The sequence below is a fragment of the Acetobacterium sp. genome, from assembly GCF_041752335.1.
Classification (GTDB): domain Bacteria; phylum Bacillota; class Clostridia; order Eubacteriales; family Eubacteriaceae; genus Acetobacterium.
The window spans coordinates 1-1,745 of the sequence record NZ_JBGSHG010000084.1 but is presented as its reverse complement, the minus strand read 5'-3'; the positions used below and the strand labels follow the sequence as shown (position 1 = coordinate 1,745).

Sequence of the window (1,745 nt, the reverse complement as noted above, 5' to 3'; positions counted from 1 at the left end):
GTTTGTGATCAAACGCTTTTAATCTGATTCTGATTTTTTGTTTTGCCATACCTAAATTTTACCTCCTTATCAATTTTTACTCGTCATTTAGGTACTCCAACCACTCGTCAACCCATCCGGGTGTTTCATCATTATTTTTTTTCGCAAAATGACGGATCATTTTGCAAAAATCTCATGATTTTAAGTGGTTGTCGTCCGATTCAAAGATCGTGACATACTCCATGGGAAAAACCTGTCTAAGGCGACAGCAACCTCTCACTTCATCGCAGAGTGTCAACCTTTCACATTATACAAGAAAAAAACGCCTTTGGCAAGCGTTTTTTAGAATTTTACATAAATTTATTTTTTTATTTTAATATTTCTTCCGGCCGCATGTCCAGAAAATAAATTCCTGTCCCCTGAAGACCCAGATGAGCCGCCAGAACACATCCAATCGGGACTGGTTCGATGTTCTTAACCCCCATCAGACGAAGCGCCGCCTGATATTCTTCGACCGGCTTCATCGAACCCGTATAGGCAATGCCGACATTCTGGTCCAGATACCCAGCAATATTTTCGGCAGTTTTATCAATAATCGTCTTTTGCGCTTTTTTTGTCCCCCGGGATTTGCCGATAATTTTCAGCTCCCCTTCTTCTACCGAAACGATCGGGTGAATCTTCAGAAAACCGCCAACGACAGCCGTCCCTTTTGAAACCCGCCCGCCCATATAGAGCCAGTTAAGATCTTCAATACTGAAGTAAAAATGGGCATGGGGAATGAATTTAACTGCCGCGGCGGCCAGATAATCCAAATCTTTTTCCTGATCGATCAGTTTTAGTAATTCAACTGCAATCAAGCCAATGCTGCCACCACTGTGGAGACTGTCGACGATCCGGCATTTGAAATCAGGATATTTTTCCATTACATCTTTTAGAATCAGACAAGAGGTTTCATAGCTTCCTGATAGTTTTGACGTAAATGCCAGATAAAGGCATTCGACATTATTTTTTGCACATTCTTCAAAATATTCCATGAAATCCCCTGGGTTCACCTGGGATGTGGTCGGGACAATTCCCTGCTCCATAAATTTATTCATACCGTCCAGATCAATTTCCCGCTTATCCCGATAGGCCACGCCTTCAATAATAACATTCAACGAAATCATGTCCAGTTTGGGATGATTCACAAAATCTTTTGGCAGATCGCACATACTGTCAACTAAGAGTCTAATCATTTCTCACTTCTTTCCAATTGCCAAACGCAATTTTCAACTTCTATGCAATTTATCAATTTCCTCGAATACATATTTTATCACTATCTTTAAAATTTAACAATATGCAAGTAAAAAAAACCGCCCTATAAATAGGACGGTTAAATTTTTGATTGATAATATTCTTATGCGTCAGCAAGCATTTTCGCAACAACACCAGAACCAACGGTACGTCCGCCTTCACGAATCGCGAAACGTAAACCTTCTTCGATCGCAATTGGAGTGATCAGAGTGATTTCCATTTGCACGTTATCGCCAGGCATTACCATTTCTACGCCTTCTGGTAATTTGATGATACCAGTTACGTCAGTTGTTCTGAAGTAGAACTGTGGTCTGTAGCCGTCGAAGAATGGTGTATGACGTCCGCCTTCTTCTTTGGTTAAGACATATACTTCTGATGAGTAGTGGGTATGTGGTTTGATGGAACCTGGCTTAGCCAGTACCTGACCACGTTCGATTTGAGTCCGGTCAACACCACGTAATAATGCCCCAACG

General features: G+C 41.3%; 1 protein-coding gene and 1 pseudogene. Both read right to left on the bottom strand.

The window, feature by feature from the left end:
* Nucleotides 1-347: 347 nt before the first annotated feature.
* Nucleotides 348-1,214, bottom strand: a complete 867-nt coding sequence (locus ACEW8F_RS10970) for a DegV family protein (protein ID WP_373483509.1) — start codon at nucleotides 1,212-1,214, stop codon at nucleotides 348-350.
* A gap of 161 nt (nucleotides 1,215-1,375) precedes the next feature.
* A pseudogene (tuf, locus tag ACEW8F_RS10965) lies at nucleotides 1,376-1,745 on the bottom strand (elongation factor Tu); the annotation flags it as partial.